Source organism: Candidatus Thermoplasmatota archaeon (assembly GCA_018814355.1).
Taxonomy (GTDB): Archaea; Thermoplasmatota; Thermoplasmata; order UBA10834; family UBA10834; genus COMBO-56-21.
Genome location: JAHIZT010000097.1, coordinates 1 through 19,986 on the forward strand (window position 1 = coordinate 1; position 19,986 = coordinate 19,986).

A 19,986-nucleotide genomic window follows, 5' to 3' on the forward strand; every position below is an offset into this window, starting at 1 on the left:
ACTGCGTCCTCTTGCTCCTTCGACAGTGGGTTGAATACGGCTCTAGCCAAACTATCCTTCCGAAAGGGGTTAGAGAATACGCCTATAAGAATGGAGAGTCTGATTCTCAAACAGTATTCCTAGACGTGAGGGGGCTCGATGGAGCCCAGAACGAATGGGAGAGAACAGAACCTATCAGGCTGGAACGCTAGAACCTTGTTCAAGAGGACGCGCATTGGCGAGTCGAACGGACACTAGGCGGAATAGATCTCTTCCGTCCCAGCTCCCGAGCACCAAGATGATGAAGGGGCCAAGGGCCGATCTGTAGACGCCACTACCTTATCTCAAGGTTCTGGTATCCCGAGTCAGGGTCGTTTCCGAAGGCGTCGAGCCTTCCCCTGATCTTCCATTGGTGGCTGACCTGGCCGTTGTAGCTAGGCTGTCCAGAAGGCACCTGGATCGTCATGTCGAATACTTTTGTCTCGCTCGGCTGCAGAACGAACGCAGGACCCACTGGAATGGACTGCTTCACAGTCTCGTTGTGGACCTCTGTCATCTGTCCGCAGTGCTTGCACTTGACCTTCCCGCTCTCCTCCGCGTGGATGTCCACGAAGACTCCGCCGGACTTGACCTCTTTTCCCATGGACATCACGGTCACTTTGATAGGAACCGAGTCTCCCGCCTTCATAGTCTGATGCGGGTATTCGATGCTCACCTTGGCTGCGCCGCCGGTCATGGCGGATCCCACGGATTTCATCTTATCTAGAAAGCCCACTAACTCATCAATGCGCCGTATGCATCTGGCTCAATAAGGCTCTTTCTGACCGCCCGCACGGTCATCACGAATAGACGCTTCAGGGGCGCTTCCTCGACCTGAAACTCTCGACGGCCTTCTCCTCCAGCCTTCGTGCCCTCCTTCGCATGGCTTCCCTGTTCCGCCTCCGGTCGTTCTCGGTCTCCAGCACCAGCTCAGGGGCGGTCGTGGGCTTCCCATCGGGTCCCAAAGCTACGACCGTCAGGTAGGATGATCCCGTATGCCTGATCTCGCCTGTCCTAGGGTCCTCGGCCTCGACCCTAACACCTATCTCCATCGACGACCGCCAAACGGCGTTCACGTTGGCCCTGAGGGTCACCAGATCTCCAATATGGACGGGAGACAGAAAGTCCATCTTGTCCACGGAGGCGGTCACGATGTTGCTGCGCGAATGCTTCGTTGCGGCAACGTAAGCAGCTTCGTCGACCATCTTTAGGATCGTGCCCCCGAAGACATTGCCAGCGATGTTCGCATCCTGTGGCATCATGACCCGGGCAACGGCCGTCTTCGATTGTGATACCTTCCGCTTCTCTCGCTTCATGGCGTTCTCCTTGCGAAAACCTTACGGGCTCTGAGAACAGTCAGAGAGCCAGGAGGCGGAGGTCCCTGCGGGGAGGGAGCGTACGGCTGAGGTGCAGGCATTCCTGGCTGGTAAGGGATCGGCTGTCCCGGCCTGCGCCGCATCATCAGGACGACAACGAGTACGATTACGGCGAATATTGCAACCCCAAGGCCAATCCCGATGAACAGTACCGCGCTAGGGGATGAAGCGTGATTGTAGTCTGTGAGGATCATGTTGATGTTCACATCAAGGGCGCTCTGGCCGGATTCTTCCTGCTTCACGAAGTTGCCGATATCGGAGGACCACCAGTAGACAATCGAGCCGCCGTTGCTGTCCGTAGCGGTTATCCTCAGGGTGTCGAACTTGCCCGCAGGTGTCGAAACAGACTCTATGCTCGAGGCCGCGACGTAGCTGACGGTGATCTGCTCGGTATCTGGGGTGGACGTTCCCTGTGAAACGCCGTTGATCCATGTCTCCGACTGGGTCGTGACATCGACCGTCTCGACCCACGAATCGCCAGGGCCAGTATGTGATGGGGAGAACCCGCTCAAGAGCGGCGGAGAGTATGTCGATACGGTCTCAGTCTCACTACGGTTCACGATCTGGAACGAACCTGTTCCGATGGACGTGTTGAGCCACATGACTGTGTCGTCTCTGACTATTCCCATGCCTTCCTTGGTCTCATAGACATGACCGCCAAGAGTGCCAGAGATGCTCAGTAGACTGAAAGACGCGCCGGCGGAGCCGCTGACGGTCATGACATTCACGTCATATGACTGTCCGTTCACTGATAGTGTGTCAGTTCCCAGGAAAGAGTAGGTGACCGAACCAGATGCATTCAATCCCTTCAAGTTCATGGTGATCGAGTCATTCAACCCCTTCAAATCCATGGTGATCGAGTATGTGAAAAAATCGTCGCTGCTCCGCATTACGGCGGAAGCGGGGACGACCCCGATCGACATCACGACCAAAAAGCAGACTACGACAGCATATCCGATCCTTGCGACTGCTTTCATCCGCATGCCAATACTCCACTCTCGAATACGACCACCTATCCCTCGGTCGGAGATATATCTTTACGCCCTGAAATCGCCGGGAGGAACTATTTGAAGGATGCTGGCACGAGACGGCCGTTTTTATCTTGCATGACGAAAAGTATTAAGATGGCCCTCTCGAATCCGGCCAGAGGCGAGGGATGCCCTGCGGATGTGGTCCGCTCAAGGGATAGAAACTCGCCAGGGACTTGAGAACATGCCCGAAGGACTATCGACGTACGCGGAGAAGGTCTACAACGCGATGAAGAACGCGGGACTAGACGGCGAAGAGAAGATGGCCAACGCCGAGAGGATCGTGGGCCTCACGAAGGCCCCCAAGAACTTCGTGCTCAGAGCTCTGGATGAGCTTCAGTCCAAGGGTTTAGTGAAACGTAAGGCGAGAGAGAAGGCGGCGGGCTACTACCTCCTGCAGAAGCAGTGAGCCTTCTCGTTTCTATACAGGCTCCCGGAGACACCTGTGGCATTCTCACCCATCTGGCCGAGCTCAGGCCAGAGCAAACCATATAATATCGTACATAGTAACCCGTGGCAAGTGTTCCGATGCCGGAAGAGTTCACTGTAACGCCTTACAAGGTAACTGGCGAGATCGACTACGACGTCCTCACAGAGAAGTTCGGGACCAAGAGGATCGACGAGCAACTGCGCGCTAGATTAGCAAAATACGGTCCGCTGCACCCGATGCTCAGGCGGCAGATCTTCTACTCGCACAGAGACATGGAGTGGCTCCTCGACGAATACGACAAGGGCAACAGATTCTCGCTTTACACGGGCAGAGGGCCTTCGGGCCCCATACACTTGGGCCATCTTATGCCCTGGGCGTTCACCAAGTACCTTCAGGACACCTTCAAGGTGAAGCTCTGGTTCCAGCTCACGGACGATGAGAAGTTCATGTTCTATGACCATCTCACGCTGGACGAGTGCAAGAAATGGGGGTACGAGAACGCCCTCGACATCATCGCTCTAGGTTTCGACCCCAAGCTGACGAACATATTCCTCGACACTGAATACATCAAGACCATGTACCCGATGGCGATCAAAGCGGCAAAGAAGATCAACTTCTCCACCATTCGCGCCGTGTTCGGGTTCGATAACTCGAACAACATCGGCAGCATATTCTTCACGAGCATCCAGACGGTCCCGTGCTTCCTCGAATCGATGGAGCAGAAGAAGAAGGTCCCGTGCCTCATCCCGTGTGGCATAGACCAGGACCCGCACTTCAGGATCACAAGGGACATCGCCGAGGGATTGGGCTACTACAAGCCAGCGCTCATCCACGCCAAGCTGATGCCCTCTCTTGCAGGCTCGGATAAGATGTCCACATCGACCAAGACCGACACCACGATCTTCACGACAGATTCCCAGAAGGTCGTCAAGAAGAAGATCGGGAACGCGTTCACAGGCGGCCGGGTTTCCATCGAGGAGCAGAAGAGGCTAGGCGGGGACCCAGACATCTGCTCCGTGCATGCATACAACACCTACTTCTTCGAGCCCGACGACAAGAAGCTCGCCAAGCTCTACGATGATTGCAGGGCCGGCAAGATCATGTGCGGCGAGTGCAAACTGCAGCTGTTCGAGAAGGTCTGGAAGTTCCTTGATGAGCACCAGAAGAGAAGAGAGAAGGCAAAGGATGTCATCGAGGATTTCTTCGTCAGGGATTGAGTGACTTGAAGCTTAAGCCGATAGCTGTTGTCAGGAACGGGATAAGGGAAACGCCCGATGACTGGGACAAGGTCCAGTCGAGGCTGATTCTCGATAAGAGGTATTCCGAGGGACTATTCAAGCTAGGCCATTTCAAGCACATCTGGGTGATATTCGGGTTCCACAAAATGCGCATGACCGAACTCAGAGTTCATCCGAGACACGATCCTGAGATCCCGTTTGTAGGAGTGTTCGCTTCCCGGTCCCCAACCAGGCCGAACAAGCTAGGGCTCACTCTGGTGAAACTAGTCAGCGTGAAAGGCGGAGTCGTCACCGTCAAGGGCTTGGACGCATTCGACGGGAGCCCTGTTTTCGACATCAAGCCCTACGAGGAAGAGATAGACTATTGAATTGCCAGCTCCCGCCGGAAAAGTACATAAGCAGTTCTTCCGATGGGGCGTGAGCATGTCAGAGAAAGACATCGTCGAGCAGCTCAGCTTCTTCGAGAAGAAGGTCCTGAAGGCCCTGAACGGACTCAAGAGTGCGAGCCCTGAGGACATCCGGACGATGAGCGGCCTGGGCCAGACCGTGGAGGTAATGAACGCCTCCTCGTGGCTGCAGGCGAAGGGATTGGTCAGCATCGACGAGATCATCAGTAAGAGCTACTCGCTCAGGAACAAGGATGTGGCCTCGAAGCCGCTCCCGGAGCGGGTCGCGCTCGAGTTCCTGGCAAAGGAACACAACGGGAAGGGCTCCATGGCGGACCTGAAGAAGAGCGGGAAGCTCAAGGACGAGGAAATATCCATCGCCCTAGGCTGGATCAGGAAGAAGGGCTGGGGAGAGGTCTCGAAGCACGGTTCCGACACGATCATAACGCTCACCGACAAGGGCAAGGACTCGCTCCATACAAAGGGAGAGGACGAGCTTCTGATCGAGAGGCTCGCAAAGGGAGACGTCCACGACACCGACGCCAAGAAGGAGGTCCTCGACTCGCTAAGGCAACGCAAGGACATCATCAACGAGAAGCATTCGGCCACGAAGAAGATAACACTGACAGACCAGGGAGCAAAGATTGCGGCAATGGACTTCCACATCAGGGAGGAGGTGGCGCAGATCACCCCCGATCTCATCCAGTCCGGGAAATGGCGCGAGGTCGAAGTGAGGAAGTACGATGTGAAGGCCTTCGCGCCGATGGTCTACGGCGGAAGGAAGCATCCGCTCACTCTGCAGCTCGAGAAGGTCCGATCGATCTTCCTCAACATGGGCTTCACGGAAATCAAGGGGGACTATGTCGAGAGCGCGTTCTGGAACATGGATGTGCTCTTCACGGCCCAGGACCACCCGGTCAGGGAGCTCCAGGACACTTTCTACCTCAAGAACCCTGAGAGGACGGACCTGTCAAGTGACGCGGAGCTGGTGGAAAGGGTGAAGCAGATCCACGAGAATGGAGGGACCACCGGCTCCACTGGCTGGAGATACAAGTGGAGCAGGCACGAGGCGGAGAAACTACTTCTCAGGACCCACACGACCGTGAACACAGCGAGGTACATCTCAAAGAACCCGAACCCGCCATTCAAGGTTTTCAGCATAGGCAGGGTGTTCAGAAATGAGGCACTCGACTCCACCCACCTGCCTGAGTTCACGCAGATCGAGGGGATCGTATGCGAGAAGGGCGCGAACTTCGACATGCTGTGCGGGTTGCTCAAGGAGTTCTACAGACGCATGGGCCAGCCGAAGATAAGGATCAGACCAGGGTACTTCCCGTACACCGAGCCCTCTCTCGAGGTGGACATCTGGTGGAATGGCCAGTGGATGGAACTCGGAGGCGCTGGCATATTCAGGCCGGAGGTCACAGAGCCTCTGGGCGTGAAGGATCCGGTGCTCGCATGGGGCTTGGGCTTCGAGAGGCTCGCGATGCTGCTCTGGGGGCTCAAGGACATCAGGGACATCTACATCTCGGATGTCGACTGGCTCAAGAGCATGCCGCAGGTCTGAACTCACGCGCACCAGCAAATACGGTGTGTGACGAAAGAAGTCATCTTAATACTGGAGGTTAATTCCCGGGCCAGTTGTTCATAGGGGGAATGGTGATAGTCGGAAGAACCATCGTGGCACTCCTCGCAACGACGGCGGTTCTTGGGATCGTGTTGACCTCGGTTCCGCATTCATCAGCCGCCAGCACTCCCATGGTGGGCGGCAATCACTGGGACGTGAAGATGGAGGGCGGGAGTTTCTACTTCGGGTCCCTCTTATGTGGTACAGTACTGAAGGCCTACTCCTATGCGAACGACACCACGAGACCAATTGCGATAGCAGGTCAGGACAGAACGGCGAAGGTCGGTCACGAGATCACGTTCGATGCTACGGCCTCCACCGACAACATCGGCATCGTGAACTACACCTGGAGCTTCGTCGCCGGACCAATGACGGGGACTTTGCACAGGCTATACGGTCCGGTAGTCCATTTCAAGTTCGAAGATGCCCGGGAGTACAAGGTAATGCTGTCAGTCACGGACGCGGCCGGGAATGTCGGCTACGATGAGATGGTGGTCACAGCTGAAAAGACGGGCGGCATAATATCGGTCTTCGGCGATGACAGCATCCTTCTAGCCTTTGGTGTGGTGCTTGTGCTAGTTGCCGTGCTCGTCATAGACGGACTGGTTCGAAGAAGGCGCAAGATCGGCTCTCCGCCAACGGCTCGGCAGAAACCCCCATCACCGAAGGCATGAAGCGCAACCTGTGGATTCCCTCAGGATGGAAAACAGCCTCAGGATCTCTGTCCGGCAATCCTGCCCAGGTCCGACTCGACTCTGGATAGCATGTCTTTTGCATCGATGCTTTCGAAAAGCCGCCTAGACTCCTCGAGCAGCTTGACTGCGCGATCGTTCTCATTGGCTTCCTCGAGCATCAGCCCGAATTCCATCTTCCTGAGGCCCATGCTCCTAGGCACATCCATGCCATCCAAGGCTGATATGCTCTCGGAGTAGTACTCCTCGCTTGCCTGCAGATTCCCTGAGGCATTCTCAGCCATCCCGAGGTTGGCATAAGCAGCGGATATCCCGAGCTTGTCGTTCAGCTCCGTCACAATGTCGAGCGCTGCGAAACAGTGTTCCTTCGCTTGCTCCACCTGACCTGACTTGACAAGTACTTCGGCTAATGAGGTTAGCGCATAGGCCTTGGATCTTGGCTGACCCGTCTCGTCAGCCAACCTGACGGCGTTCTCGAGATGCAGCCTCGCCTCGTCCGTCCTGCCCAAGGACGCGCTGGCGATGCCCATGTTGACGTATACGTTCGTCAGATCGACAGGCCCGAATCCCGCTGCGCACTTCGAGAAGTGGTCTATCGCCTGCTCGTACATCCCACGGCCGATGAACACGTTTCCGAGCTCCATGTGCGCCAATAGCATGCCCTTGGAGTCCATGACCGACATCGCGTCCCTCGCGCTCCTCTCCAGAAGCTGCTGCGCCTTCGAGTAGTTCCCCAGCTTACTCTCCACGACGCCGAGGCCACGAAGTGCCTTGGCCCGGACGCCTGGAAGATCCTTCGCCTGCTCGAGCGCGTCAGAGAGGAGCCTCGAGGCGCCCTTCAGGTCGCCCTTCTTGCTCCTGATCTTGCCCATCTCGACAAGGGCCTCTGCCTTGTGCCTGGGCTCTCCGTCGTTGGCGACCTTCTCGAGCAACGCCCACGCAGAATCGTACTCGCCTATGAGGCTGGCGGTCCTCGCCTTTGCCAGAGTCACGGCCTGCGCGTATTTCGGCTTCGTCGGTTCGAAGAAGGATATCGTCTCCCACAGCCTCAGGACATTGCCGTCCCCCAGGAGATCATCGCTCAGCCGGGACATCATCATCTCAGCCTCAAGCGTCCTGTTCGCCCTGATCAAATGGAACAGACGCTCCTGCGCGTCGTCCGCCTTGAGGTAGTAGTCTGATGCGGCGCTGTGCCATTTGGCTCTCTCTTCCTTCGTCATGGAGCTGTAGACGAAGTCCCTGAGGGATGCGTGGATCTCGAACTTGCCAGGAGCAACTTCTCTTAGCATCGACCCTTTCCTGACCTGTCGGAGATCCCTCGGTATCGCATCTGCCGGGATTGGCTTCTGAAAGACCGATGAGAGCTGGAGGAGGGATTTCTCCGTTTCGGATAAGCATGAGTAGAACTTCTCCTCGAAGAAACGGGAGACCTGATACTTCGCCTCCGTCGGGCTCGACTCTGTGACCATCTCGAGCGAGAGGGGATGTCCATGTGTCACCCTGGCCAGTTCGTCAGCTACTGATCCCTCGATCCCCCTGGACTTCAGCAGCTCGAGGGCCGCGGTCTTGTCGAGGCCTCCGAGCTCTATCTCTACGACCTCCTTCCTAGCAACCTTGTCAGAATGTTCGTAGAACTTCGGCTCTGATTCAGACGTGACAATGATCTTCGCTGAGCCGCTGCTATGCTTGAACATCCTTAGGAATTCCTGGAGGGATTCTGACGCGTCCGAATCGTCGAAGACGAACATATATCCGTTCTCCGAGAGCTCCTCGTTCAGGAGGTAGCTAAGCTCTCCAAGCTCGAATCTCCCAGTAGCGAGGTATGCTGCCAGCTTCCTGCTCCCGTTCTCCGCAAAGAACTTCCCGAGGGCGTCCGCCAAGTTCCTCTGCGCGTCCCATGGCTTGACGGTGTGCCAGAACACCCTCTGACCACCCATGCTTGAGACAGCTCTCGCCACTAGCGTTGTCTTGCCTATTCCTGCGATGCCTCTGACGGACAGAACCTTCATCGATGGAAGAGCAAGGGCCTTGTCGAATGCTCCAAGCTCTTTCCCACGGCCGTAGAATGTCGTAACCGTCGGCAACGGGGACGAGCGCTTGACGGTTTTGGCCCTGGAGGACGTCTCAGGAGAAACCTTGGTCGCATCTACCATTGGCGCGATGCTGTTGTCCTTCACGTATTGGAGGACATCCGCGGCATTCGACTTGCCCTCGAAGGTCAGGAAGTAGACCTTGCGCCTGGCCTTGCCCTTCTTGACATGTGCCAACCGTTCGTCAACAATCTCGGCGGCCTTCATCTTCTTGAGCTCGATGGCGGCATGGGCGCGGGATATCACACATGCCTGGGATATCCCGTCCTGAGTGACATCGAACGGGGCCTCGAACTTGTCCTCGTACTTGATGTAGTTGTTCAGATGGTAAAGAATCCGTTCCGAGACAGTCAGTTCACCGGCCAAAGCCTCCACCCCTGCGGGTCAAGGAACCAGAAACGGGTTATTTAAAGACGAGTACCACATGCAGCAGAAACCCACGACCCATGATGGCTCAACCGGGTGGCCTGCCAAGATTGGCCTGAGCCTTCTCCTTCAGGTTGACCTGTGCCAGAACGACCGCAAACATCCCAAGCGCACCAGAGATCAGGAATGGTACGATATTCCCATTCAATGGGTCTGGCAGGCCGAGGCTCCAGCCGATGAATATAGACACGAACCCAATAGACCTGACCTCATGCAAATGACTCAGCCGAACAGGTCGACCCCGGCCCGCATGTTCCTCAGGATGGTTGGGACCAGGGCCTTGTTCGTAGCCCTCATACCACAGTCGGGGTGTGCATACGCGATGTTCTCCCTGCCGACCTTGCTGGCAATATCCTTGAGCTTGGCCGCGACAGTATCGAGAGTGTCCACCTGATTCTCAGCAAGCGGCGTGACTGAGATGCACCCGGCGCCCAGTCTCTTGCCGGTGTCCTCGAACAGCTTCCTCGAGACATGTTCAATGTTCCTCCTCTCGATGCCTCCTGCGAACCCGAAACTAATCACGGAGACGTTCCCGAGCTCAGAGAGCATGTTCGCCGCCCCGAACCCCCCGATGAAGCCACAGACATGGACGCTCACCTTCTCCGGTGGAAGGCCGTCTGCGATGCGATCAATTAGACTGACCCTTGCAGCGAGGTCCTTGTACCCCTGGGACAGGAACGGCTCGTCGATCTGGACATATGCCCCTCCGTCCACCAACGCCTTGGCTATTGGCTGCAGCGCGATCGCGATGTCCTCGTAAAGCGCGAAGTCCATTATGTTCTTGTAGTGCGATTTGATCTTCCTGCTGCCGCAGGTCATGCCCAGCGTTGTAGGGCCTGTGACGGCGAGCTTGATCTTGATATCAGGATACCTGGACCTGATGTACTTGAGGTCCTGTACCTTGGAGAACTTCTCGGCCGAGTTCTTCAGCTCGACCTTACCAGTAACGATGGGCGTGCCGTTCTCGACCGCAAGGCCTCCGAACGACTCGGCGAAGTAGGCCACCATATCGGCCCTCTGCTCGCCGTCCGAGACGATGTCCACGCCGTGCTCCTTCTGGAACTTCAGGGCTTTGTCTATAGACTCGTGCAGGTCCTCGCTGAACCTGAACAGGCTGCCGATGGTTGTGGTTGTGAGAGGCGCCATCGGCTGGCAAAGAACCCTGGCCTGCTTATAAGCCTTTTCGACCCGAAGGTGACTCAGCGCTGGAATCCCGCGCTCAGCATAAGAGCCGACATCACGGGTAGAGCACGATCTGCTGGCTCACCGAGGCGGTCCGTCCCAGCGAGTCCGTCACTGTCAGCGTGATGGTCTTCACAATTGGCTCAACGGTTTCAGACAGCACCACGTCGATCCGGAGGTACCCGTTCGGGTTGTCCGTGACGGGCGCTTGGACCGATCCGACAAATGTGCCGTTGGTCGCCGTGACAATAAGCATGTCACCGATCATGTAGAGGGTTGGGAGCTCCAACAGGTCGAGGGAATAGATATTGAGGTTGGGGTCCCAGTATTGACGAGTCTCGTTCCAAATCATGGATTCCCCAGTTCTAGTATTCGTGATGGTCACGGTACAGCCGTTTAGTGGTGTGACACCATCAGGGCCGTACGTGTATCCAAAGACAGTATAGGGCATCGGCATACGTCCTCTTCCCGAGAGAGCGTGTCCCGAATCTGACAGCACCGATCTCGCCGTTGAGTACGTGTGCGTCGCGGTCACGCCGGTCCCAGTCGTTCCGTCGCCCCAGTCCCACGAGTAGCTGACGATCCCGCCTTGACCACTAGATGCAGATGCGTCGACATTCACCGTCAGACCATCCACGGTCAATGTGAATGACGCGATCGGTGGCAGGACCAGCTTCACAGTGTGGCTAACCGAGGCGGTCTGTCCATTCGTGTCCGTGACTCTCAACGTAATGGTCGCTACACCAAAGCCCATCGCGACATCAATCTGATCGTACCCACTCAGGCTGTCCGTCAGGGGAGAGATTGTCCACCCGGTTTGTGCGCCCGAGGTCGCAGCGACTCTGATGAGGTCGCCAAAAAACCAGCCGGTGTCAAAGGCATATGCATCGACGACATAGGCGCCGTAGACGGCATCCGAGGTGTTGGTCAGAGAGTATCCCGTTCGCAGATTCACTAGAGTCACATTGCAGCCGGTCAGCACGGTCACCCCATCAGCGGCATAGGTGAAGCCAAAGATGGCATGGGGGGGACCGGGCGTTGGGTGGTAGGGCTCCGAGGGTGTTGAGTTGACCGAAGCGGGATAAGTATGGGTCCCGACCATGCCGCTTCCGGTCGTTCCGTCACCCCAGTCCCAATCGTAGCTCGCAATCCCATTCCCACTGCTTGATGCGGACGCGTCGACATTCACTGTCAGGCCGTTCACTGAGTATGTGAACGATGCCCAGATGGGCGGCGGCGTGACTATCGTTACTTGCTCGCTCGCCGATCCGTTGAGACCGAAGTTGTTCATCACTGTCAAAGTAATCGTGTAGGTTCCTCTTGTGGCGTACGTGTGATTGGCTGTGACTCCCGCCGCACTCGTTCCGTCGCCAAAGTCCCAATCGTATGATACTATGAATCCGTCGAGGTCGTAAGAGCTAGATCCGTCGACAAATACAGTCAGATTGTTCGCATACGCAGTGAACACCGCGACAGGAGGTGGGGGCGGGATTCGGAATGGGTCATCTACAGTACATGACGAACCCCTCGGGCCGTTTGGCGTCACCGTTATCGAATATCTGTGGGTAGGCGACATGATGACGCCTGCTGTGTCGACAATGCCAGTCGGATACGCATCGTAAGACGCAAACCTGACCCTCTGGTGCATTATCTCTACTGGCACGCCGGTCGTGATATCGTAGACGTCGACAACGAGGGACCGCAGTCCGTCATTCACGATGTGTCCGGTCCACATCATGTAGTCCGTTGGCACATATTCCCACGTCACAGCGCTTGCCCTGGGCCCTTGTGCTCCCTTCGTTACAATATGCGTGTAAGAAGGTGGCGAGTTCGCATCAACATTGAACTCGATCCAAGGAGCGCCGTGGTAGAGCATTCCCCCTGTCCTTCCGCCTGGATTGTCGAAGTCGTACGGGCCCGTGAAGGTCAGCGTCTTCGTTGCCGGATCATACACTGACGCCATGTCCAGAGGGTTCGTCGGATTCGTTATCACGTACCCGAGGCTCGCGGTACCCGTATACCTGAGCGCGTCGTAGTCATGGGTATCTCCGAGAGACATGTTGAATATCGCGTTGGCACCAGCGCCCTGGCCTAGATACCCGGGAACGTTCGAGCCCTGAGGTAACTTCACTACGAGGGTCTGGAACTCGTACAGGTTGAACCGATGCGGTGTCGCGGTGTATTCGACCTCACTGCCGAATCTCGGGTCGCCGGCGTTCCAGGACTGATAAGTCGTCTTGGCGCCCCACCCCCATGAAGGACCAGCGTACGGATCGTACTCAGAATGGTGGTACGCAGGGGCCTGAGCCCAGGACGGCCAGTAGTCTATTCCGGCGGGTTCCCAGGCCCACGCGCCGTCGTTGCTCGCGCTCGCGTTCGCTTTCACAGCATGGAATCCGTACTGCACTGCTGCGTCAAAGGACACTCTCGCGATGCCGTCTCCCAAAGTGGCCTGCAGGTCGAAATCCTCGAACCAGGGCTCGTGCGTGCAGAGCTGGGCCTCATTCAACCATCTCGTCATGAGAACCTCGTAGCCCCAGCTGATGTGTGCCACAGTGAGCAGTATGTCGCCGTCCGCGTCAACACTCATGTCAGACCACGTCCACTCTGGATAGTAGTAGTCCTCGTAGCCGCAGTAGATGTCCAGGCGATTGTTGCCTTCGTTGTCGATCCAGTTGCTCCAAGCATCCTCGTACGGATACTGGTTGGTCCCCCACCATGTGGCCGGATCAGCAGTCGTCGGCATGCCCATCCACTCGTACGCCGCCTCCCGGTTCAGCTCCACGTCAATGATTGTACCGATCAGATATCCGTCGTTCGTGTTGATGTAGTTCCTTATGACTGAACTCCCACCGCCCCAGGTCGGATACCAGTAGCTGTTCCACCAGGCGTGGTCGAGATACTGCATGCGTATGTGCATCTCGGCCTCAGCTCCCACCTGCGGACCGACGCCTCCGAGGACTGGCATGAACTCCGGATTGTGCACGTCCACTGTAGACACGTTCGTGGCGGTCATGTTGAACCTATACGGCGCATAGATAACGCCCCGAGCACCGTTTTGGTCAGGGTCATACAGCATCGAGTATTGGCCCGTCGTGTTCGATAGTATGTAGTCCTGATAGTACCACTCATGCCTCCAATTGGGGTTCCAGAACCACTCTCCCCACGGCTCCTGGAAGAAGTCGTAAGCAGTATAGACGATGTTCGGCATCGTCGCGACGTTTATGCCAGTCAGCAGCCCGTATGCAGTCTTGGCAACCGTGTCGCTCACATTCACCTGGTAAGTTCCCATCTGACTGAACCTCATCGCGTGCGTGAATACCTTCACTCCATTGTCTGCTGGAGCGAACGCCGTGTCCTGCGGGAGTGAATATGTGCCTCCGGGGGCATCGGTCGCGAAGTGAACGGTCCCGGTGTACGTCTGGAAGGTGCTGCCGAACTGGTCGACCGCCTCGACCGTAAGGTCGTGGTACACTCCAGGCAATAGCTCCGTCTCACCTGTAATCACGAAGTGGTCGACGTGGGGGGTATCGAGTTCCACTCGGACAGCTGTCTCCCCATAGATTGTATCGTCGATTGAATCGCTAGCGCTAACCAGGAACCAGCCCGTTGACGTGAAGGTCATTCCTCCATGGACGGTCACATGATTCTCTCCGGCCGGGACAGTAGTGTCGGGAGGCAGCATCACGTCCGCGCTCCTGTTGGAGCCGAAGGTGATCGTCCCAGTGTAGCCTACGAACAGTTGGCCATACTGATCATACACTGTAACGGTAACATCCTGCGCCGTGTTGACTCCCACGATGCTCGGGATACCCGCGAACTCGAAACAATCTGCGACCGGCGCTGCCTTCACGTCTATGCCCCACGCCCCACCGGTGATGACAGGGTTGGCAGCGTCTACGAGCATCAGGTCCTGCAGCCCCGCGGTCCGGAAGATCAAGTTGCTGAATATGTGGACCCCCGCATCGGCTGTCGCGAACGTGTAATCTCCTGGCAGTACCGCAGCAACATCTGTTGATGCGAAGCTCAGCGTCCCGTCGTAGCCAGGGAACACGTTGCCGTACTGGTCGTAGACGGTCACTGTGAAGGTCACTAGCTCCCCTGTGACCACGGGGCTCGACATCGCGGAAACTGCATATCCATATGCACAAGGCAGCTGAGGAGTTAGATCCCGAGTGAGCTCGACATACGGTATGCTATACGGGATGATTCCTAGCCTGTCCCACTCACTCGCAAGGACCGAATGCTTCGCCTGATCCTTCGACCAGGTCCACATGTCGATCGGTCCGGTATAGGTCAACCGACCGGCGATGTTATCGACCGTCACATACCCAGGACTAAGCTCCGGGTTGTCGGATACCATCGGAGCCGCATAATTCAAGGTCATGTTTGCCGTCGTGTTCAGAATCCTCTCGTTAATCGGCTTGTCAAGTATCGGCGTACCGTTCGGATAGAACGCCTGCTCCTTGAACAGCTGCGGCCCGGTCGGGAACTCAATCACCAATGTCTCGTTCGCAGACAGGTTGTGGGCTGTGGGTGCGTAATCGTACGGCATCTGCCGGCCGTACCACAGGCTACCAGGTGCGGTGTGGTCGTACGTGAAATTCATGTAGGGAGCGATGTCCGACTTCGGGTGTCCGATGGTCGGCCTGATGACATCCTGGTGGTTCGTCCTCCAAACCCAGCACGGATCACCGTGAGTCTTGCCACCAGGGACTATAGCCGTCTCGTGCGCGTATATGCCGTACGCCACCTCGGTGGCTATGTCGACATCCGTTCTCTCCGGCCCTATGCTAGCGTGTAGGTTGAAACCTTCGAAGTAGTGCTCCGTTGGCATGAACGCCTCGTGGAGCCACCGGGTCATCATCGCTTCCATGCCCCAGCTGACTATGTCGTACGTTAGGACGATCTTGTCGGCCACTTTCTGAGCGCCCAGGTTGAATGTCAAGGGCGTGAGCGGATACTCATACATGTTATAGATGTCGAGCCTCTTGTTGCCCTCGTTCATCAGCCAGGCAACATAGGCGTCTTCGACGCCACGCTCGTTGGCGGTCCACCAGTTCGCGAAGTTGTCATAACCCGCCGAAGTAACATTCAATATGGTCATCGCGGCCTGCTTGTCCATGGTCGTGGTGCCGTTGAGCGAAATCACCCAGCCGTCATACCATGCTGCGGTAGCTCCTGGATACCTCGCCATCTCAGCTTTTGTGAGGTACTGCATGAACCAGTCGATGGTGGCATTGCCGCCTCTTGCGGTTCCTAGAAACGGCAGGAACTCAGGGTGACTGTTCATGTTGATCTCGCTCATGTTCCTTCCCTTGACATCGAGCATCATGTTGGAGTATGTCCAGATCTTGCCCGGGGGCTGGTCGTACAAGTAGAACATCGTCGGGTACGTGTACGATATGATCTGCTCCGTATGGTAGATATCCCATCGCGAATCCCACCACTCGCCGAATGGCACATCGAAGAAATCGTAGTAGCGATAGTCAACTGACCTCGGACTGACATCCAAGACCTGAGTCCCAACATCGGCGACGGGCGCGTGCTCCGACGACCCGAACATCCCCTGCATGCTCCCAATAGGGGCTGCCATCAACGCTGCGACAATCACCGCTGCAACTGCTACCAGAAGACCGAATCCCTCAGTCCTCATTTCAAATCCCCCCGAAGCCTGGCCCACTCCCAAGCGAGATTCCAACGTGCATTGATACTATATTAACATTATCGGTAGCTAGGCTATACTGACTCTGAAGATCGGATGCCGTAGGACAGGGTCAGCGTCGAGGTCTCCTAACCTTATTCACGAAGACAGATCCGACCGCGATGACGGAGATAGGCGACTCGGGACCCTCGATTCGGAAAGCTGAACGGTGAACGCAGGTGCGTATGACTCCACGGTCATCACCAGCTGAACCCTGAACCACATCATCTACGGCATGTTCCGCGCTGCAAAAGGGTTAATGGCTACCAGTACTGTCTGGGGAATCGTGAAGCTCATAGTCACATCCTCTGAGGACCCGGCGTCCATGAACATCCGGGCACGGCTCCTGGAGAGAACGGGATGGTCGGAGAACGGTTCGTTCGACGGACATCCTGCAATGACGAAGGATGACTTCCTCATGGTCCAGGTCGACAGGATACATCTTGACGAAGAACTGATTGACGAACGAGTCTCCAAAGCCCTCGGAATGACTGTTGAGGTCGTGGTATTCGCCTCCAGGCACAGGTCCGAATCGAAGATGCCCTCACTAACCGTGCACCCGATCGGGAACTTCTCATCCGCCGACCTCGGGGGAAGGCCAGGGACACTCTGCAAGAGCTCTCCGCAGCTCATGACTTCCGCTTTGAGGGCGCTCTCGTCCAATGGCAAGGGACTGGGGTTCAACATCTCGTTCGAGACGACGCATCACGGACCGTTCGTGAACTCACCTGCATTCTACATAGAGATCGGCAGCTACGAGGAGTTCTGGGGAAGAGAGGATGCGGCGGAGGCGATTGCGAAATCGATATTGAACATCAAGGATGAAGGATACCCTGTCATCGTCTGCGTAGGCGGAGGACACTACGCCCCAAGGTTCACAGAGGTCGCCCTGTCCAGAAAGGTCGCCATAGGCCACATGGCAGCATACTACGCCCTTGAGGCACTGAAGCCTGACATGATCGAGCAGATGGCGAACAAGAGCGGAGGAGCGAAGAGAGTCTACTTCCACAAGAAGGGCATGCCGAAGCCGGCGTACAGGGAGCTACAACAGAGATTCGCGTCCTGCGGACTTGAGGAGATCAGCAGCGACGACCTGGAGGCTCTGTGAAGATGAGCGCAAAGACCAAGAAGAAGGTGAAGGGCAGGACCTACGACGGCATCATCAAGGAGCTCAAGTCACTCCGGAACCCGAAGAACATCGAGGGAATGGCCAGATATGGCCTCAACTCACCGTCCACTCTTGGGATATGCATGCCAGACCTCATGAGGATCGCTAAAGAGACTGGGAAGGACCACGAGTTGGCTCTTCGACTCTGGGAGTCTGGCATATACGATGCAAGGATACTTGCATTCATGATCGATGATTGGAGACTTGTGACTGAACAGCAGATGGAGCATTGGGCCAAGGGTTTCGATAACTGGGGGATCGTTGACGGCTGTTGCGGACATCTCTTCGACAGGACTCCGTTCGCCTACAAGAAGGCAATAGAGTGGAGTAAGAGAAAGGAGGAGTTTGTCAAGCGGGCTGCGTACACGATGATGGCCACGCTCACGGTCCACGACAAGAAGGCGGAGGACGAGAAGATGTTGAGGTTCCTCCCGCTCATCGTGAAGGGAGCGACCGACGAGCGCAGATACGTTAGTAAATCTGTCAACTGGGCCCTGAGGCAGATTGGGAAGAGGAACCATGCGCTCAACGAGAAGGCGATTGAGACCGCAGAGCGAATCAAGAAGCTGGACTCAAAGGCGGCCCGATGGATAGCCTCAGACGCCCTCAGGGAATTGAAAGGCGAAGCGGTTCAGAAGAGATTGCTCAAGCAACCATAGTTCCTTTGAAGTTCTTCCCTTCGAGCGCGTCACTTAGGTTCGCCAAGTCGTTTCCGTCGACAATCGCCAAGGATATCTTCGAACGCTCCAGCACCTTCGCCCCGACTGCATCAAAGACATGGTTGGGACCAGCGCCGACGGAGCTCGTGCCCATCAGCGCAACGAGCTCCTTGTGCGTCATCTGAGGAATCCTTTGAGCGCCAGGATCACTCTTCGGGTCTGCGGTGTATGCACCGTCCACCGACGTCGCGTTGATGAGCCTCCGGGCTTTCACGCGCTCGGCCAGAAGGGCTGAAACAGCGTCAGTTGTTATGCCCGGGCTCACGCCCCCCATGACGACTATTGAACATGTCTTGCCCGCGTGCACTGCCTCGTCATAATTCTTCGGCGGCGTGTGACAGGCATGGTCCCCAAGAGCGGTTATCAACAGGCGCGCGTTCAGGCGCGTGACCTCGATCCCTATCTCATCCAAGAAGCTCTCGGAGGCGCCGAGATCCCTGCCTGCTCTGATGTAGTATCGAGCGATCTTCCCACCGCCTGTGACTACATAGAGCTTGAAGTTGGACGATATCCCAATCAGTATCTTTGCGAGCTTTCGTATGTAGGCAGTATCGCCCTCTTCCCTTACCAGTACAGAGCCGCCCAGCGAAAGAACAACGGGTTCCATTTTGGTCAACTATTATAATGGTGAACGCTCTAACCCGTACAAAAGGCTTCGGACTGGTTCTCAGATGACCGAGCTGACAGACCTCCAGAAGTACGAGTTCCGAAGGAGCCTCGAGGAGGTCCGGAAACTATCCGGACGGGGGACGGAACTCATCTCTCTCTACATCCCCCCATCGAGACAGATTTCCGATGTCTCGAACTACCTGCGCAGTGAATACTCTCAATCCTCCAACATCAAGTCTGCGAGCACTAGGAAGAATGTGCAGTCCGCGATCTCATCGATCTTGTCTAGGCTCAAGAACTTCAAGCAACCGCCCGAGAACGGACTCGTGTTCTTTGTTGGGCACAGGTCGATCGGTGCGGACCAGACCAACATGATACAGTTCGTTCTGGAGCCTCCGGAACCTGTGCCTACATTCATCTACAGGTGCGAATCGAAGTTCCTCACTGAGCCGATCGAGAGCATGCTGGAGACCAAGGAGACCTTCGGCCTCATCGTCATAGACCGGGCCGAGGCGACCATCGGGCTCCTGAGCGGGAAGCGGATCATACCGATCAAGAACATGCAGTCTCTGGTCCCGAGCAAGCACGGGAGGGGCGGCCAGTCAGCCCGCAGATTCGAACGGCTGATAGAGATCGCTGCGCACGAGTACTACAAGAAAGTGGCTGATGTGGTCAACGAATCATTCCTATCACAGAAGAATCTTAAGGGGATCCTAGTCGGCGGTCCCGGCCCCACCAAGGACTACTTCGTCAAGAGCGAGTACCTGCACTACGAGCTCCAGAAAAAGATACTGGACACTTTCGACGTCGGCTACACTGACGAGTACGGCCTCAAGGAGCTGGTCGAGAATTCCAGGGAGGAGCTGAGGGACCTAGACCTGATGAGGGAGAAGAACATCGTGCAGAGGCTGTTCGAGGAGATCCGGAAGCCGGACGGCGGGATGTCCATGTACGGCGAGGAGCAGGTCAAGAACGCCCTCATGATAGGCGCGGTCGATACTCTGATACTCTCGGAAGCCCTGAGGAGGGTCAGGCTGAAGCTCACATGTCCCTCGTGCGGCGCCCAGAAGGAGGCCATGGCGAAGGATTCCACAGAGGACGTCAAATGCAGCAAGTGCGGCGCGATCATGAAGGTCGATGAGGTGGACGACCTCGTCGACGAGCTGCACAAGGTCGCCGCACAGAACAACACCAAGGTGGAATTCATCTCAGGCGAATCTGAGGAGGGCGGACTGCTCATGAAGGCCTTCGGAGGCATCGCCGGCATACTGAGATTCAGAGTGAACTGATAAC

At 56.5% G+C, this 19,986-nt stretch carries 17 protein-coding genes; 9 read left to right on the forward strand and 8 right to left on the reverse strand.

Going from position 1 to position 19,986, the window contains the following annotated elements:
• A partial coding sequence (locus tag KJ653_07020) for a hypothetical protein (protein ID MBU0685577.1) occupies positions 1–191 on the forward strand: 191 nt, incomplete at its 5' end.
• A 122-nt stretch (positions 192–313) separates the two neighbouring features.
• On the opposite strand, the gene KJ653_07025 is transcribed toward KJ653_07020, so the two are convergent.
• The 3 genes from KJ653_07025 to KJ653_07035 all read right to left on the reverse strand — a co-directional run bounded on the left by KJ653_07025 (position 314) and on the right by KJ653_07035 (position 2,377).
• Positions 314–754: a sporulation protein gene (locus KJ653_07025; protein ID MBU0685578.1), complete on the reverse strand. Its 441-nt coding sequence runs from the start codon at positions 752–754 to the stop codon at positions 314–316.
• A gap of 79 nt (positions 755–833) precedes the next feature.
• Positions 834–1,334 (reverse strand): acyl-CoA thioesterase, encoded by a 501-nt coding sequence (locus KJ653_07030; protein ID MBU0685579.1) that lies wholly within the window; start codon positions 1,332–1,334, stop codon positions 834–836.
• On the reverse strand, positions 1,331–2,377 hold the full coding sequence (locus KJ653_07035) for a hypothetical protein (GenBank protein ID MBU0685580.1): 1,047 nt from the start codon (positions 2,375–2,377) through the stop codon (positions 1,331–1,333). The genes KJ653_07030 and KJ653_07035 overlap by 4 nt, the downstream gene beginning before the upstream one ends.
• Positions 2,378–2,606: 229 nt before the next feature.
• Between KJ653_07035 and KJ653_07040 the strand changes: the two genes are divergently transcribed.
• The 5 genes from KJ653_07040 to KJ653_07060 all read left to right on the forward strand — a co-directional run bounded on the left by KJ653_07040 (position 2,607) and on the right by KJ653_07060 (position 6,777).
• Complete coding sequence (locus KJ653_07040) at positions 2,607–2,831, forward strand: transcriptional regulator (GenBank protein MBU0685581.1); 225 nt, start codon at positions 2,607–2,609, stop codon at positions 2,829–2,831.
• A gap of 119 nt (positions 2,832–2,950) precedes the next feature.
• Positions 2,951–4,069 carry a tryptophan--tRNA ligase gene (locus KJ653_07045; GenBank protein ID MBU0685582.1) on the forward strand — a complete coding sequence of 373 codons (1,119 nt, stop codon included), beginning with the start codon at positions 2,951–2,953 and terminating at the stop codon, positions 4,067–4,069.
• Positions 4,066–4,458, forward strand: a complete 393-nt coding sequence (gene tsaA / locus KJ653_07050) for a tRNA (N6-threonylcarbamoyladenosine(37)-N6)-methyltransferase TrmO (GenBank protein ID MBU0685583.1) — start codon at positions 4,066–4,068, stop codon at positions 4,456–4,458. The genes KJ653_07045 and tsaA overlap by 4 nt, the downstream gene beginning before the upstream one ends.
• Before the next feature lie 55 nt (positions 4,459–4,513).
• Positions 4,514–6,043 carry a phenylalanine--tRNA ligase subunit alpha gene (locus tag KJ653_07055; protein ID MBU0685584.1) on the forward strand — a complete coding sequence of 510 codons (1,530 nt, stop codon included), beginning with the start codon at positions 4,514–4,516 and terminating at the stop codon, positions 6,041–6,043.
• A gap of 74 nt (positions 6,044–6,117) precedes the next feature.
• Positions 6,118–6,777 (forward strand): PKD domain-containing protein, encoded by a 660-nt coding sequence (locus tag KJ653_07060; GenBank protein ID MBU0685585.1) that lies wholly within the window; start codon positions 6,118–6,120, stop codon positions 6,775–6,777.
• A 38-nt stretch (positions 6,778–6,815) separates the two neighbouring features.
• Here KJ653_07060 and KJ653_07065 read toward each other — a convergent pair whose 3' ends face one another.
• The 4 genes from KJ653_07065 to KJ653_07080 all read right to left on the reverse strand — a co-directional run bounded on the left by KJ653_07065 (position 6,816) and on the right by KJ653_07080 (position 16,149).
• A complete protein-coding gene (locus KJ653_07065; protein ID MBU0685586.1) occupies positions 6,816–9,251 on the reverse strand; it encodes a tetratricopeptide repeat protein in 2,436 nt (811 codons plus the stop codon).
• 88 nt (positions 9,252–9,339) lie between these two features.
• Positions 9,340–9,501 (reverse strand): hypothetical protein, encoded by a 162-nt coding sequence (locus KJ653_07070; protein MBU0685587.1) that lies wholly within the window; start codon positions 9,499–9,501, stop codon positions 9,340–9,342.
• Between the two features lie 32 nt (positions 9,502–9,533).
• Entirely contained in the window at positions 9,534–10,457 is a 924-nt protein-coding gene (locus KJ653_07075; protein ID MBU0685588.1) for a hypothetical protein, read from the reverse strand.
• Between the two features lie 91 nt (positions 10,458–10,548).
• On the reverse strand, positions 10,549–16,149 hold the full coding sequence (locus tag KJ653_07080; GenBank protein ID MBU0685589.1) for a PKD domain-containing protein: 5,601 nt from the start codon (positions 16,147–16,149) through the stop codon (positions 10,549–10,551).
• 334 nt (positions 16,150–16,483) lie between these two features.
• On the opposite strand from KJ653_07080, the gene KJ653_07085 reads away from it, so the two are divergent.
• Together KJ653_07085 and KJ653_07090 are read left to right on the forward strand one after the other, a co-directional pair.
• Positions 16,484–17,305 carry a hypothetical protein gene (locus KJ653_07085; GenBank protein ID MBU0685590.1) on the forward strand — a complete coding sequence of 274 codons (822 nt, stop codon included), beginning with the start codon at positions 16,484–16,486 and terminating at the stop codon, positions 17,303–17,305.
• Positions 17,306–17,307: 2 nt separating this feature from the next.
• A complete protein-coding gene (locus KJ653_07090) occupies positions 17,308–18,024 on the forward strand; it encodes a DNA alkylation repair protein (GenBank protein MBU0685591.1) in 717 nt (238 codons plus the stop codon).
• Here the strand turns inward: KJ653_07090 and pyrH are convergent.
• Positions 18,011–18,700, reverse strand: coding sequence for a UMP kinase (gene pyrH, locus KJ653_07095; protein MBU0685592.1), 690 nt, complete (start codon positions 18,698–18,700; stop codon positions 18,011–18,013). The two genes, KJ653_07090 and pyrH, sit on opposite strands and share 14 nt — an antisense overlap.
• A 55-nt stretch (positions 18,701–18,755) precedes the next feature.
• Here pyrH and prf1 point away from each other — a divergent pair, with 55 nt between their 5' ends.
• Positions 18,756–19,982: a peptide chain release factor aRF-1 gene (prf1, locus tag KJ653_07100; protein MBU0685593.1), complete on the forward strand. Its 1,227-nt coding sequence runs from the start codon at positions 18,756–18,758 to the stop codon at positions 19,980–19,982.
• Positions 19,983–19,986: the final 4 nt, after the last annotated feature.

What these genes read in the sequence shown, in the direction of transcription:
- KJ653_07055 (MBU0685584.1), top strand. Translation starts at nt 4,514, where the DNA reads ATGTCAGAGAAAGACATCGTCGAGCAGCTCAGCTTCTTCGAGAAGAAG.
- KJ653_07075 (MBU0685588.1), bottom strand. Translation starts at nt 10,457, where the DNA reads ATGGCGCCTCTCACAACCACAACCATCGGCAGCCTGTTCAGGTTCAGC.
- KJ653_07035 (MBU0685580.1), bottom strand. Translation starts at nt 2,377, where the DNA reads ATGCGGATGAAAGCAGTCGCAAGGATCGGATATGCTGTCGTAGTCTGC.
- KJ653_07045 (MBU0685582.1), top strand. Translation starts at nt 2,951, where the DNA reads ATGCCGGAAGAGTTCACTGTAACGCCTTACAAGGTAACTGGCGAGATC.
- prf1 (MBU0685593.1), top strand. Translation starts at nt 18,756, where the DNA reads ATGACCGAGCTGACAGACCTCCAGAAGTACGAGTTCCGAAGGAGCCTC.
- KJ653_07030 (MBU0685579.1), bottom strand. Translation starts at nt 1,334, where the DNA reads ATGAAGCGAGAGAAGCGGAAGGTATCACAATCGAAGACGGCCGTTGCC.
- KJ653_07040 (MBU0685581.1), top strand. Translation starts at nt 2,607, where the DNA reads ATGCCCGAAGGACTATCGACGTACGCGGAGAAGGTCTACAACGCGATG.
- KJ653_07090 (MBU0685591.1), top strand. Translation starts at nt 17,308, where the DNA reads ATGAGCGCAAAGACCAAGAAGAAGGTGAAGGGCAGGACCTACGACGGC.
- KJ653_07080 (MBU0685589.1), bottom strand. Translation starts at nt 16,149, where the DNA reads ATGAGGACTGAGGGATTCGGTCTTCTGGTAGCAGTTGCAGCGGTGATT.